The sequence below is a fragment of the Mucilaginibacter sp. cycad4 genome, from assembly GCF_034263275.1.
GTDB lineage: Bacteria > Bacteroidota > Bacteroidia > Sphingobacteriales > Sphingobacteriaceae > Mucilaginibacter.
Genome location: NZ_CP139559.1, coordinates 6,418,065 through 6,432,246, shown reverse-complemented (window position 1 = coordinate 6,432,246; position 14,182 = coordinate 6,418,065). Strand labels below are relative to the sequence as shown.

Below are 14,182 nucleotides of genomic sequence, written 5' to 3'. Positions count from 1 at the left end.
TCCTTTATATCTTCACGGGGTTGAGTAAAAAACGAAAAATATCGATGACGGAAGAAGAACTGGTGCTGTCATTGCAGCACCGGGAAAAAATCGCCGTCGAAGCCCTATATGATATGTACTCGGCCTCGTTATTCGGGGTAATATCACGCATTATAAATGACACCACTATAGCCGAAGATGTTTTACAGGAAACTTTTGTAAAAATCTGGCATTCCTTTTCAAGCTACAGTACTGAAAAAGGCCGTTTATTTACCTGGATGGTTAATATCGCGCGCAACCTTGCGATAGATAAGATCAGATCGAAAGATTTTAAGAATCAAAATAAAAACCAGGAGATTGAAAATAACGTAACTTTCATTGACGGGCAAAGAAACACGGTTTACAAACCTGAGTTAATGGGTGTTAAAGATTTAGTGCAAGCACTAAAGCCCGAACAAAAGCTGATCATTGAGCTGGTGTATTTTAAGGGCTATACCCATGTGGAAGCTGCCGAAGAATTGGGCATTCCGTTGGGTACCATTAAAACCCGGTTAAGAATGGCTATCCAGGAACTCAGAAAACATTTTAATTGAAGTGGAAGATTTAAAAGCATATATTGAAACAGGGATACTGGAGCTTTACGTTTTGGGAGATGTTACCCCGGCCGAAAAACTGCAGGTTGAAGAGCTGGCTTCAAAGCATCCTGCTATTAAGGCTGAGCTGGACGAAATTGAACGCTCAATAGAACTGTATGCTGAAGAAAACGCGATTGAACCATCTGAACACTTGCGCAGCCGCATATTAGGAAGTTTACTTACTAATTTCGGTGACGATAACAACTTTCCTACGCAAACCCATACAGAACGAGAAAAGGTTGTGGCTACGCAACCCGGTAAAGAAAAAGAAATCAATTTTTATAAATATGCATTTGCTGCATGCCTTGCTTTACTGTTGGCAAGCGCAGTAGCTCTGTATAATCTTTATAGCCGCCTTAACGATACCAATACCCGACTAAATGCAATGCAGGTACAAAACCAGCATTTTAGCACTACGGTTAGCGCAAAGGATAACGAGTTAAACCTTTTAAGAGATACATCATATAAACTGATCCGCCTGAAGGGAACTGCAAAATCGCCCGAATCGGTGATGACTGTAGCCTTTAGCCCATCTAAACAAAAAGTGGTTATTGACATGGAAGGCCTTAAACTGCCTGCAAATGACCAAACTCACCAGTATCAGCTTTGGGCATTGGTGGGTGGTAAACCGGTTGATCTGGGTGTATTTGACGCCACAGCAGATTCAAGCGGGTTCAAAAACATGAAAGCAATAGCCTCGGCCGATGCCTTCGCGGTAACACTTGAGCCAAGAGGTGGTAGTGCAAGTCCAACATTATCACAAATGATGGTACTGGGAAAATACTAAAGCAATAAAAAAAGCCCCCAGGGGCGTTACAATAATAAAAAAGCTTACATTTTTTCAGATTTATTCTGAAAATGATGTAAGCTTTTTGGTTTTTATACGTTAGGTACTTGTATTTCGTGTAAACCTAAACTACACGGGATTAATAATTTAACATTTTTTTAACGAAAACCAAAACCAATTATTAGTTTTTTTGTAACTAATAGGAACGTGCAAACGTCTTATGATTAGTTAGGACATAAACGAGAAAGTGAACCAGATAATCCTGACTCCCGGATTTGAGTATTTAGTTCTTTATAAGATCAGTTAATAGTTAATTAAAACGGCTGTATGATACTTGCAGCCGTTTTTTTATGCCCTTAATTTTGCCATAGTAACAGGCAATTGTGTAATAAGCTTACCTGGTAAAACAACATGCATCCGGTTTGGCAACGCCAGCTCATCGCCAGCCTTACCATGTATATAAGCACCGATGATGCAGGCTTGATCAGGCGGATACTTTTGCCCAAGCAAGGCAGCTATTACCCCGGTAAGTACATCGCCCATCCCTCCGCTTGCCATAGCAGCATTTCCTGATGAGTTAAAATAAGCTATACCCCCAGGCGTAGCGATAATGGTATAATCATTTTTCAGCAGGATACACAGGTTTAGCTCCTTTGCCTTTTTTATTGCGGTTTGCAGCCGCTGCCACCAACTGGTATGATCGCCAAAAAGCCTGTCAAACTCTTTCATATGCGGGGTTAATATGCTCCCCGCAGGTAGCTGGGTTAATAATGCCTTATTTTCTGCAAGCAGGTTCAATGCATCGGCATCAATAACTAACGGTTGTTTATAGTTTTTGATGATCGCTTTTAATAATGCTAAAGCATCATCATCCTTGCCTAATCCAGGCCCGATAGCTATTGAGCTAAATTTATCCCATTCAATATCAGGCAATTCATCGCTGTTCCTGACTATGGCCATAATTTCGGGCAGGTAACTGTTTAGGGCTGTTAAACCACTTTCGGGGACACAGGCAGTTGTAAGGCCCGCCCCTGCATGTGCGGCAGCTGATGAGCTTAATAACGCCGCCCCCATGGTTTTTGCCTGTCCCGCAATAATCAGCACATGGCCAAACGTCCCTTTATTGCTGAAACGATGGCGTGGTTTTAGTATTTGCCGCACATCTTTTTCCTCAACAAGCTGGTATGTTGAATTTAACGATTGTATAAATTTTTCATTAATGCCAATATTTACGGCTTCCCAGCAATTGATATAAGGCGCCGATTCCGGCAGCAGGAAATTGATCTTAGGTTGCTGAAAAGTAATTACCAGGTCGGCTTTGATGGCTATGGTATCTTTGGGTACTTCTCCTTCAGAAAAAAAACCTGTTGGTACATCAACAGCAACAACTGTCCGGCCCAAATCATTAATAAACTTAACCAGCTGTTCGTAATTGCCGGTGAGCGGTTTGTTCAGACCGCTGCCAAGCAGGGCATCAATAATTACCGGGCTGCTATCCGCCGGGATCTCTTCATCTTTGGCAAGTTCTTTTATAGATACGCAGGTTTGCTTTAGTCTTTCAAAATTGATGTTAAAATCCTCCGACGCCTTATCAGAAAACCGGGCTATTATAACTTTGAGCCTATTATAATGATGATCACATAAAATACGTGCAATGGCAAGCCCGTCGCCGCCGTTATTCCCTGTACCACAGTAAAAAGTTATCGGCTCGTTTTTATCTGGAAAGCGGTTAACGAACCAACCAACAAAAGCTTTTGAGGCACGTTCCATCAAATCAATAGAAGCAACAGGTTCATTAGCGATAGTATAAGCATCGCCCTCGCGAATTTGTTCGGCAATTAATAAAGGAAGCATATATCCTAAAGTAAGGATTTGGGAGATTTGTTTTAAGAGAAATTATTGGCCGATATGCTGAATTTTAAAGTAGCTTAACGATATCCAGGAACTCATTAGCAGAAATTATCTTGACAGAAGGAAAGACAAGCTGTTTTACAATGTTAAAATGAGAATCATTGGTAACTAAGTAATCAGCATTTGCCGCAACTGCTACATCAAAAAATTTATTATCATCAGGGTCGTTTCTTATTAAGTTCCAGGAATAGTATACTTTTTGATTGATCACGTTAAGGGCTTCAACAAAAACTTCGAGTATTATTTCTGCTGTTTTCATGCCCGAACGAAGTTGAATTATTTCTTCGTACTCATAAACTATCTCATCCGACACAATAAGATTATATTTTTCATCAATAAAAGCATCCCATATTGGCCGATACTCACTCTTTTTCCCTATTGCGATTAGAAGAATGTTCGAGTCAAGTACAATGTTCATTGATGCTTTTTGGAAGAGCTACGGAAATGTTCCTTACTTAACTGTTCGTAAGTTTCTGCTGTAATGTTATTCGCGCTTTCCCATTCTTCAATCGCTTCATCCAGTTGCTGAGAAAGAAGTTTAACAGCAAGACGCCTTATTTGGGCAAAATCCGCCGCAGGCAAAGGCTTTTTTAACAGCCTTAGCATCATTACCTGTTGCTCGTTTAAAGAATCGGAGGTTAACTCTTTTGCTCCCATATTCAAATATAACAAATTTGAAGCTAATATTTAGTCGATTTAATTACTACAGGGCCTATCTATCAAAACAAAAAAGGCGACCAAATGGCCGCCCTCTGTTATCAAAAGTTATAGGGGTTAAATAGTTTGAGGCATTTGCTTCATGGTTTCGGCCAGGTCAAGCTCCAGGCCTTTGGCAACAGCCATTCCTAAATTGATATCAGCCCTGAACCAGTGGCAAAGCTGGCGATTAATAATCATCTCCTTTTTAGGCCCTTCAATACCGCTCATCGAGTTAACGATGTTGGCAACCAAATCTTTCTTTTGCTGACTATCCATCAGGCGGTATAGATTACCCGGTTGGGTATAATGATCATTTTCGCCTTCAGCGTTACGGTCGTACCAATCGCCTACCGGGCTGCCAAAATCCCAGGCCGGTTCCTTGTAGCTTTGGTCAACCTCGATATCATCAAAGCTATTAGGGAAATAATTGGGATTTGATCCCCCGTTGCCATTAACAGCCATCTGCCCATCGCGCTGATAATTGCTTACCAGGTAAGGGCATTTGTTTACGGGGATCTGCTCGTAGTTACCGCCTAAACGGTACCGGTGCGCATCAGGATAGGAGAGGATCCGGCCTTGCAGCATTTTATCGGGCGAGTAACCAACGCCGTCGATAACATGTGCAGGTGCAAATGCCGCCTGCTCTACATGTGCAAAATAATTATCAGGGTTTTCATTTAACTCCAGTACACCTACATCAATCAACGGGTAATCGGCATGCGGCCACACCTTGGTTAAATCAAACGGATTGATATAGTAAGTTTTGGCATCGGCTTCGGGCATCACCTGTATTTTGAGTGTCCATTTAGGAAAATCACCGTTATCGATGGCAGTTAACAGGTCATGCTGTGCAAAATCAGGAGCCTTACCGCGCATTTCCCCTGCTTCGGCATCGGTAAAATTTTTGATGCCCTGCTGGGTTTTAAAATGGAACTTAACCCAAAACCTTTCATTGTTGGCATTAATGAATGAAAAGGTGTGGCTGCCAAAGCCATCCATATGTCGATAACCATAAGGTGTACCGCGATCGCTCATTAAAATAGTTACCTGGTGAAGACTTTCGGGGTTAAGCGACCAAAAATCCCACATCATCGTTGCACTCTTGCAGTTGGTATATGGGTCGCGTTTTTGGGTATGAATAAAATCGCCGAATTTTTTAGGGTCTTTTATAAAAAATACCGGGGTATTGTTACCAACCAGGTCCCAGTTACCGTCTTCAGTATAAAATTTAATAGCGAAACCACGCGGGTCGCGCTCTGTATCGGCCGAACCTTTTTCTCCGCCTACCGTTGAAAAACGCAGAAATAACTTTGTCTGCTTACCTATAGTGTTAAAGATCTTTGCGCGGGTATATTTTGAAATATCGTGAGTAACCGTAAAAGTGCCATAAGCACCTGACCCTTTAGCGTGAACTACACGTTCCGGGATCCTTTCCCGGTTAAAGTGAGCCATTTTTTCATGCAGGATATAATCTTGTAGCAGGATTGGTCCGCGCGGGCCGGCTGTCATAGAGTTTTCATTTTCTACATAAGGCCTGCCAGATGCGGTGGTCAATTTCTTTTTATTTGTTTCCATACTTAGTTGGTTTGATAATTCAAACCTCATGAAAATATTTCAATAGAAAAAATCAATAATTATTATCTTTGCATAGCATTTATCTATATTACATGACTATTACACAACTGGAGTATATTGTGGCTGTTGATACATATCGCAGCTTTGTTTTGGCAGCCGAGAAATGTTTTGTTACCCAGCCAACATTGAGTATGCAGGTACAAAAACTGGAGGATACCCTTGGCGTTAAGATATTTGACCGCAGCAAACAACCCGTTGTACCTACCGAAATAGGCATTGAAATAATTACCCAGGCACGTATCATGTTGTCGGAAAGTGAAAAGATCAAAGAGATCATATCCGACAGGCAAAAGGAACTTTCGGGCGAATTAAGAGTTGGCATTATCCCTACCGTTTCGCCCTATGTATTACCCAAGATCATCCATGGTTTTATCGAAAAATATCCGCAGGTAAAACTCATTGTGTGGGAGCAAACTACCGAAGAGATCATTCAGCAATTAAAATTGGGCATGCTTGATTGCGGCATTCTTTCTACCCCGCTGCACGAAAGCAACCTGACCGAGATCCCTGTATTTTATGAAAACTTTGTCGCCTATGTATCAAAAAACAGCCGACTCTCAAAAAAGAAAAATATTGTTCCGGATGATATAGACATGGAGGAGATCTGGATCCTGAACGAAGGCCATTGTATGCGCGAACAAGTGCTGAACATTTGCCAGCGTCGCAAATCAACCCGCGGTTTTCAGCATTTTGAATACAATACCGGCAGCGTTGAAACCCTAAAGCGCATGGTGGACCAAAATAACGGAGCCACCATACTACCCGAACTGGCCCTGTCTGAATTGAGCGACAAACAACTGGATAAAGTACGCTACTTTAAATCTCCCGAGCCTGCCCGCGAAGTAAGCATTGTGATACAGCGCAATTTTCTAAAGCGCCGCATGATAGAAGCTTTGAAAGCTGAAATACTGGAATTTGTACCTAAGCGAATGAAAAGTAAAAAGAAAAAGGAAGTGATGGATATTTAAATCATAATACCCGTCTCCTTTCAATAAAAGAAACTATAAATCAGACTTACGAAGCTTTGAAAACTTCGTAAGTCTTTTCTTTAATAACAGCATCTGGCTTATAAAAAGCCCTGTCCTCCAATTTAAGACCCTATAAAACGCAACCTAAACAACTGATTTACAACTACAATAACTACTCTATTTAGATTTATTATAAATAATTTGCATTGTAACACTTGCCTGCCTATTTTTGCGCAGTTATTTATATTTAGTCTAAATAAAATGGATCAACCCCAACCATCTTTTCAAAAGATCTTTTCTCTTTCAATTTTAGCAATCCTGCTACTTATCAACACCATCCCTGTCATTGCGCAGCAAACAAGGGGCGTTCTTAAAGGTAAAGTTATCACCGGTAAAAATGAGCCGGCCGAAAATGTTTCGGTAACACTTAAAAATACCAAGTTTGGTGCCATAACCGACGAAAACGGTTTATTTGAAATTAAGGCGTTGCCAGGGAACTATACACTTGTAATATCCGGAGTTGGTGCAAAAGGCCAGGAAAAAGCTGTAACCGTAACGGCGGGCCAAACAACCAACCTGCAAACCATAACTGTTGATAATACCATTCATGGTTTGCAGGAAGTAAATATCAATGCAAACAAAACCAATAAATTTAAACGCACCCGCAGCGAGGACGTGGCTAAAATGCCTTTGGCTAATCTCGAAAATCCGCAGGTATATAATACCGTTAGCAGCCAGCTGATACAGGAACAATTAATTTTTTCTGTAGATGACGCGTTAAGGAATGCTCCCGGATTACAAAAAATGTGGGATGCTACCGGCCGTGGCGGTGATGGCGGCGCTTACTTTAACAGCCGTGGTTTCATAGTGCAAAGCTCTATGCGTAACGGCATTGCAGGTAAAGTTACCAACAGCGTTGATGCCGCAAACATTGAAAGGATAGAAGTTATCAAGGGCCCATCGGGTACTTTATTTGGTAATGCCTTAACATCTTATGGCGGGTTGATCAATCGCGTAACCAAAAAACCTTACGACACCTTTGGTGGTGAGGTGAGCCTGTCCGGCGGTAACTTTGGTTTTTACCGGGGTAGTGCCGACATCAACACACCGCTTGATAAAGATAAAAAATTACTTTTCCGTTTAAATACGGCCTTTAACCACGACGGCAGCTTTCAAAACAACGGCTTTTCACGCAATGTGGTTATCGATCCAAGCATCGTTTACAAAGCCAATGACAGGTTAACCATCAGTGCCGATGCGGAACTATCTTACGGTAAAAACGTAGGTAAAACCATCTTCTTTTTCCCATACGGACAAACAGTTGAACAGATGGGTTTCAGCAGTGCCGATAAATCAAATATTGATTACAGGCAAAGCTACCATGGTGATGGCCTTACCCAGATATCTCAAAACAGGAACTTCTACGGCGAAGTAAAATACAAGATCTCTGATGCCTGGACTTCACGCACTAACCTGAGCTATACACATAGTTATTCAGACGGTCATGGTCTTTACTATTATCTGTTACCGGGCGATATGATTTCACGAAACGACCAGGCTACCCGCAACAGCAAGGACGACATGTTTGAAATTCAGCAAAACTTTAACGGCGATTTTAAAATTGGCAAGTTCCGGAACAGGTTTGTTGGCGGTTTGGATTTCTTCAGGGAAAACTCAAAACAGTACTTCTATGGCAGCACACTTGATACCGTATCCGTAACGGGGAATTATAACTATGGCAATTTTAACGGTGCCGCGCTGGACGCCATGTATGCAGCAGGCAACATAGGTTTTACCTATCCGGCCATGTATAAACGTAACACCTACAGCGCCTACGTATCAGATGTGTTTAACATTACCGATCAGTTAATGGCATCGGCAGGCTTACGCGTAGATAGGTTTGATAATAAAGGCAACTATGACCCTGTTTCGCAAAAAACCTCCGGCGCTTATAAACAAACCGCGTTCTCTCCAAAGTTTGGCCTTGTTTACCAGCCGGTAAAAGATCACGTATCGTTATTTGCCAACTATCAGAATAGCTTCAACAACCAAACAGGTACCACCGAAAACAACAAACCGCTTAAACCCGAGCAGGCCAATCAAATTGAAGGCGGTGTAAAACTTGATCTTTTTGATGGCAAACTAAGCAGCACTGTAAGCTACTATGATATCAAGGTAAAAGATATCGTACGCCCATCTACTGTAAACCCGGCACTTTCTGTACAGGACGGCACCCAATTCAGCAAAGGTTTTGAGGCCGAAGTAATTGCGAACCCGGTACCAGGATTAAACTTAACCGCAGGTTTTACTTACAACAATTCAAAGCTTACCAAAACTGCCGACGCAACTATTGAAGGCCTTCGCCCGGCTACTGCGGGTTCACCTTACCAGGCTAATTTCTGGGCAAGCTATAAAATTCAGCAGGGAGCCGTTAAAGGTTTAGGCTTTGGTGTTGGCGGCAACTACGCCAGCGACAACAAGGTTATCAACAGCCACACTTTAGGTGTATTCACCCTGCCATCGTATACCATACTTAATGCATCAGCATTTTATGATACCAACAGGTACAGGTTTGGCGCCAAGCTCGACAACTTTACCAACCAAAAATACTGGATTGGTTACGGTACCATGAACCCGCAAAAACTAAGAAGTTTTGCATTGAGCGCTACTTATAAATTTTAACACAAAGCTTAAAATAAAAAAATCAGGTACGTAACCCCGCGTACCTGATTTAAACGCCCGCCCTACATCAATCATATAAAACCCCAAACACAATGTCAAAACCTTTACACGCCTTATGTAAACTACCACTATGTAAACTACCACTCCTTGCATTGATGGTAGCTTTATTACTTTTCAATACCGGCCCTGCCCTGGCCGACGTTAAACCCGGTAGCATAACCGGTACTATTACCACTGCCGATGGCCAAACCGTTCCCGGAGTTACGGTAAGCCTTACAGGCACAGGGGTAAAAATGGGTACTGTTACCAACGAAAGCGGAAGGTTTACCTTCAATAAAGTAAAGCCGGGTAACTATACCATCAAGGCAACATTTGTTGGTCTTGCTCCCGAAGAAAAAACAATTGAACTGGCCGATGGCCAGCGCGCAACCGTAAACTTTATGCTTCGCGAAAATGCTAACCAGATTGGCGAGGTATTAATTTCGGACCGTAAACAGAAATATAAGATTGATTCGCCGTCGCCAAGTCTGAGGCTCAATGAGCCTTTATTGCAGGTTTCGCAAAATATCCAGGTGGTTACATCAAAGGTACTGACAGATCAGCAGGTGACCAGCATGAGCGATGGTTTGATCCGTAACGTGAGTGGTGCTGTAAGGTTAGAGCACTGGGGCGATTTGTATACCAACATTACCATGCGGGGGTCGCAGATCCAGGCTTTCAGGAACGGCTTTAACGTAGTAAGCTCATATTGGGGCCCGCTTACCGAGGATATGAGCTTTGTAGATCATATCGAATTTGTAAAAGGACCGGCCGGCTTTATGCTGAGCAACGGGGACCCAAGCGGTTTATACAACGTTGTTACCAAAAAGCCTACCGGCGAAACAAAAGGCGAAATCAGCTTTACCACCGGCAGCTTTAATTTAAACCGCGCAACGCTTGACCTTGACGGTAAATTAAGTAAGGATGGAAAATTCCTGTATCGCCTGGATTTATCTGCGCAAAACAAAAACTCGTTCCGTGCTAATGAGTTTAATGACCGCTATGTTATTGCGCCTGTAGTTTCATACCAGCTTGACGATAAAACCAAGCTTACGGCCGAGTATATTTACCAGCGCGCGCATACCTCTGACGTTGGTTCATATTATGTATTCAGCCCGAAAGGCTATGCCGTTTTACCACAAAATTTCACCCAGTTACCTGCAGGCCTGCCCCCAACTAATATCAACGATCACAGCTTCACATTGAACCTTACACATCAGCTAAGCGACAACTGGAAGCTGACCGCGCAGGCCGCCCGGTACAATTATTCGCAATTGGGAACTTCTATGTGGGCCGATTCTGTAAATGCTGATGGTTCTTATTACCGTAACGCCGGGATCTGGGAAGCAAAAAGCACCATGTCATTAGCCCAGGCATTTTTAAATGGCAAGGTAATTACCGGTAATGTTGTACATAATATTTTGGCCGGGGTTGATATGGGCGATAAAAAATATATTGCCGATTATGCCCAGACAAAATCTCTTGATGTTGGTACACCATTTGATCCCTATCAGGAGGGTGTGCCAACACGCGATAACCCGTCTAACGGTTACCCTACGTTTGATCGCTCGTTAAACCTCGAAGCACGTGCGGCTGCAGGGTATGGCTTGATCAATACACGTTATTCCAGCCTGTATTTACAGGATGAACTTGGTTTTTTTGACAATAAAGTCAGATTAACATTAGCGGGCCGTTATACTTATGTGCAAATGTCAGACTTTAACACGCCCGAAGAAGCGAAACATTTTAGCCCGCGTATAGGCTTGAGCGTATCTATCGATGATAATACTTCGGTTTATGGCTTGCGCGACCAAACATTTTTGCCGCAGGCAGGTAAGGTTTCGGTTGGTAAATTACAACCGCTAACCGGTACCAATACCGAGTTTGGTATTAAAAGAGATTGGGCGGGCGGCAAATGGAACACCACGCTTTCGGTATACCGCATATTAAGAAACAACGAATTAACTGCCGACCCTAATACTGCACCAAACTCAGGTTTGACTATCATATTTGGTCAAAAAAAATCTCAGGGTTTAGAGTTTGACCTCCGCGGAGAAATTGCACCCGGTTTAAACCTTACAGCAAACTATGCATACACCGATTCGAAAGTAAGCAAGGTAAATCCTGACCTGGCCGCGTCTCCGGATAATACCATTAAAGTAGGTGACGTAGTTCCGGGCTACGTAAAACATGTTGCCAATGCCTGGCTAAGCTATAAATTAAGCAGCGGCGCACTAAAAGGCGCCGGCCTATCTTTGGGCGGAAGCTATTATGCCGGCCGCCAAACAGATACCTGGAGTGTTGGCCTGGAAAAATTGCCAAACTATTTTAAAATGGACAGCGGTTTATTTTGGGAAGGCTCAAAAATGCGGATAGCCGGCAACGTATTTAACGTTTTAAATAAATACACTTACAGCGGCTCATACTATTCATACCTGAAAGCTTATTACTGGCAGGCAGATGCACCGCGTAACTTTCGTTTAAGTATAGCTTACAGATTTTAGTGAATGACACCTTTTAAAAAAACACTCCTATTCATACATCGCTGGCTCGGATTTATATCCGGGCTTGTGGTGTTTATAGTGAGTATCACCGGTTGTATCTTTTGCTTCCAGGACGAGATCCAGGATGCCGTACATGGCTACCGTAAAGTCGAAATACAAAACAAGCCATATATAGCACCTTCAATCCTTAAAGCCGAAGCGCTGAAAGGCCGCAAAGGCGCTACCGCCAGTTATGTTTACTATTACGGTATCGGTCGCCCCGCCGGTGTATTGGTAACCGATAAAAAAGAAGGTCTCCTTTTTGTTTACCAAAACCCATATACTGGCAAGATCACTCATACAGAAAGCCCAACTTCAAATTTCTTCGTCATTGTTGAATACATTCACTTGTACCTGCTATTACCCGCCAACATAGGCAGTATGGTGGTAGGTATTTCGGTAATTGTTTTTGTGGTGCTGATGATTACCGGCATTATACTCTGGTGGCCTAAACGTAAAAGCGACCGTAAACGCAGCTTCACTATTAAATGGAACGGCCGCTGGCGCAGGGTAAATTACGATTTGCATAATGTTTTGGGCTTTTATGCCACCAGTGTAGCTATCATATTAGCCATAACAGGTCTGTCAATCTCTTTTGACTGGATGCGTGAAGGCATTTACTATGCTGCTAATTTGGGCAAAGCCCATCCCGAAGAAAAAGTAGTTTTCAAGTCTGATTCGTTGTTGAACGGCAAGATGGATACTACGCAGGTTATCAACAAAGCATATTTAGCAGCAAAAGCAAGTTCGCCAAAAGCCGAAATGTTTTTGATTTATGACGATGCTGCTAAAGCCGGTGCCATAGGTGTAACCGCATACGCGCAAGCCCTGCACTACTATAAAAGTGATAGCTATTCCTTTGATAAATACACAGGCAAATTATTGAACCGTACCGCGCATGAGCAAAAAAGTGCCGGTATGAAAATGAATAACATGAACTATGATATTCACGTAGGGCAGATTTTGGGTTTACCAGGCAAGATCATCGCTTTTCTGGCCAGCCTCATTTGCGCCAGTTTACCCGTCACCGGCTTTATCATCTGGCTGGGTAAACGCAAAAAATCCAAATCAAAAAAGGTAAAATCGGTAGTGCACCGGCGCACGGTAAGGCAGCATTTACCGGCTAAGTAGCTTCCTCTTTCACACGTCATTGCTGGGTACGAAGCAATCCCCAAATAGCAGAGCGGCTGTACAGGTTGGCTCTGTAAAGTCAGGGGATTGCTTCGTACCCAGCAATGACGCTTTAAGAGAAATCCGCAAAACTCCCCCTTTAGGGGGCCGGGGGGCTTACCACCACCCCATCATCCAACGGGTGCCCGGTACAGGTCAGGATCCAGCCCTGGGCAAGATCAGCATCGGTAAGCACATCATTCTTTACCATTTCAACTTTACCGCCGGTACATTTCATCATACAGGTTGAGCATACACCACCACGGCAGCTATAAGGTAAAGGGATATTGTTCTGCAAAGCAGCTTGTAGTATGGATTGATTTTCGCCTACCACAATATCATGCAGCTCGCCCCGGTATTGTATTTTGATGTTTTTGGGTGGAAAACTGGTGTGACCGCTTGTTACGGCAACAGTTTCAAGTACAAAATTTTCGCGGCGGATTTTTGCCTGATCAATCCCCATATACACCAGGTCAAACCGGATCATGCGCATGTATGCAAACGGGCCGCATAAGTAAAATTCAGCATCAGCTAAATTAAAGTGTGTATGCTGTTTAACCAGCTTCTCAACCTTATCGGTATTAAGACGGTTAGCCTCACTGCTTAACAGATGAATAATGGTTAACCTTTCGGGATGATCAGCTGCCAGTTTATCCAGCTCGTCCTTAAATAAAATGGAAGCAGCATTTTGGTTACTATAGATGAGTACCAGCCTGCTTTTACCTTTCTTGCCAAGCACATATTTTAATTGCGAAAAAATGGGGGTAATGCCACTTCCACCGGCAAATAAAAAAATATCTTTTTCCTGCTGATAGCTATTGATTGTAAAACGACCCGCCGGAGCAAGGGCACTCAACACATCGCCTTCTTTTATTTTGGAGAGCATAAAGCGTGAGATCTCTCCATTAGTGATGCGCTTAATAGTTATTGCCAGGTACCGTTCATCGGGCGATGAACTTAACGAATAAGAGCGCCTGATCTCTTCCTGCCTGTGATTAAATATCAGGGTAATAAACTGGCCCGCTATATACGGGATAAGATTACCATCAATACTACTCAAATAAAATGTAGCAGTATCAGGAGTTTCCCATTTTATGCGTTCAACTTTTAGTTTTAAAATATCTTCAGTCATCT

11 protein-coding genes are annotated in these 14,182 nt (G+C 42.8%); 6 read left to right on the top strand and 5 right to left on the bottom strand.

The annotated features are described in order from the left end of the window. Positions 1-44 precede the first annotated feature (44 nt). On the top strand, positions 45-572 hold the full coding sequence (locus tag SNE26_RS26660) for an RNA polymerase sigma factor (protein WP_321556882.1): 528 nt from the start codon (positions 45-47) through the stop codon (positions 570-572). Between the two features lies 1 nt (position 573). Further along, positions 574-1,401 (top strand): anti-sigma factor, encoded by an 828-nt coding sequence (locus SNE26_RS26655; protein ID WP_321556881.1) that lies wholly within the window; start codon positions 574-576, stop codon positions 1,399-1,401. A gap of 348 nt (positions 1,402-1,749) precedes the next feature. On the opposite strand, the gene SNE26_RS26650 is transcribed toward SNE26_RS26655, so the two are convergent. The 4 genes from SNE26_RS26650 to SNE26_RS26635 all read right to left on the bottom strand — a co-directional run bounded on the left by SNE26_RS26650 (position 1,750) and on the right by SNE26_RS26635 (position 5,586). Then, the gene (locus tag SNE26_RS26650) at positions 1,750-3,255 is read right to left on the bottom strand and encodes an NAD(P)H-hydrate dehydratase (RefSeq protein ID WP_321556880.1); all 1,506 of its coding nucleotides are present in this window, start codon (positions 3,253-3,255) and stop codon (positions 1,750-1,752) included. A 64-nt stretch (positions 3,256-3,319) separates the two neighbouring features. Next, positions 3,320-3,730: a putative toxin-antitoxin system toxin component, PIN family gene (locus SNE26_RS26645; RefSeq protein WP_321556879.1), complete on the bottom strand. Its 411-nt coding sequence runs from the start codon at positions 3,728-3,730 to the stop codon at positions 3,320-3,322. Continuing rightward, positions 3,727-3,969 (bottom strand): hypothetical protein, encoded by a 243-nt coding sequence (locus tag SNE26_RS26640; protein WP_321556878.1) that lies wholly within the window; start codon positions 3,967-3,969, stop codon positions 3,727-3,729. The genes SNE26_RS26645 and SNE26_RS26640 overlap by 4 nt, the downstream gene beginning before the upstream one ends. Before the next feature lie 117 nt (positions 3,970-4,086). Beyond that, entirely contained in the window at positions 4,087-5,586 is a 1,500-nt protein-coding gene (locus tag SNE26_RS26635; protein ID WP_321556877.1) for a catalase, read from the bottom strand. Between the two features lie 92 nt (positions 5,587-5,678). On the opposite strand from SNE26_RS26635, the gene SNE26_RS26630 reads away from it, so the two are divergent. From SNE26_RS26630 to SNE26_RS26615, 4 genes are all read left to right on the top strand, one after another. Then, positions 5,679-6,614 (top strand): LysR substrate-binding domain-containing protein, encoded by a 936-nt coding sequence (locus SNE26_RS26630; RefSeq protein WP_321556876.1) that lies wholly within the window; start codon positions 5,679-5,681, stop codon positions 6,612-6,614. A gap of 261 nt (positions 6,615-6,875) precedes the next feature. Beyond that, positions 6,876-9,296, top strand: coding sequence for a TonB-dependent receptor (locus SNE26_RS26625; protein WP_321556875.1), 2,421 nt, complete (start codon positions 6,876-6,878; stop codon positions 9,294-9,296). 92 nt (positions 9,297-9,388) lie between these two features. Next, positions 9,389-11,839, top strand: coding sequence for a TonB-dependent receptor (locus SNE26_RS26620; protein ID WP_321556874.1), 2,451 nt, complete (start codon positions 9,389-9,391; stop codon positions 11,837-11,839). A gap of 3 nt (positions 11,840-11,842) precedes the next feature. Beyond that, positions 11,843-13,009, top strand: coding sequence for a PepSY-associated TM helix domain-containing protein (locus SNE26_RS26615; protein WP_321556873.1), 1,167 nt, complete (start codon positions 11,843-11,845; stop codon positions 13,007-13,009). Positions 13,010-13,148: 139 nt separating this feature from the next. Here SNE26_RS26615 and SNE26_RS26610 read toward each other — a convergent pair whose 3' ends face one another. After that, entirely contained in the window at positions 13,149-14,180 is a 1,032-nt protein-coding gene (locus SNE26_RS26610; RefSeq protein WP_321556872.1) for a ferredoxin--NADP reductase, read from the bottom strand. Between the last annotated feature and the right edge of the window lie 2 nt (positions 14,181-14,182).

Excerpts from the sequence above, each read along its gene's own strand:
- SNE26_RS26660 (WP_321556882.1), top strand. The coding sequence starts at position 45 with ATGACGGAAGAAGAACTGGTGCTGTCATTGCAGCACCGGGAAAAAATC.
- SNE26_RS26650 (WP_321556880.1), bottom strand. The coding sequence starts at position 3,255 with ATGCTTCCTTTATTAATTGCCGAACAAATTCGCGAGGGCGATGCTTAT.
- SNE26_RS26645 (WP_321556879.1), bottom strand. The coding sequence starts at position 3,730 with ATGAACATTGTACTTGACTCGAACATTCTTCTAATCGCAATAGGGAAA.
- SNE26_RS26640 (WP_321556878.1), bottom strand. The coding sequence starts at position 3,969 with ATGGGAGCAAAAGAGTTAACCTCCGATTCTTTAAACGAGCAACAGGTA.
- SNE26_RS26635 (WP_321556877.1), bottom strand. The coding sequence starts at position 5,586 with ATGGAAACAAATAAAAAGAAATTGACCACCGCATCTGGCAGGCCTTAT.
- SNE26_RS26630 (WP_321556876.1), top strand. The coding sequence starts at position 5,679 with ATGACTATTACACAACTGGAGTATATTGTGGCTGTTGATACATATCGC.
- SNE26_RS26625 (WP_321556875.1), top strand. The coding sequence starts at position 6,876 with ATGGATCAACCCCAACCATCTTTTCAAAAGATCTTTTCTCTTTCAATT.
- SNE26_RS26620 (WP_321556874.1), top strand. The coding sequence starts at position 9,389 with ATGTCAAAACCTTTACACGCCTTATGTAAACTACCACTATGTAAACTA.
- SNE26_RS26615 (WP_321556873.1), top strand. The coding sequence starts at position 11,843 with ATGACACCTTTTAAAAAAACACTCCTATTCATACATCGCTGGCTCGGA.
- SNE26_RS26610 (WP_321556872.1), bottom strand. The coding sequence starts at position 14,180 with ATGACTGAAGATATTTTAAAACTAAAAGTTGAACGCATAAAATGGGAA.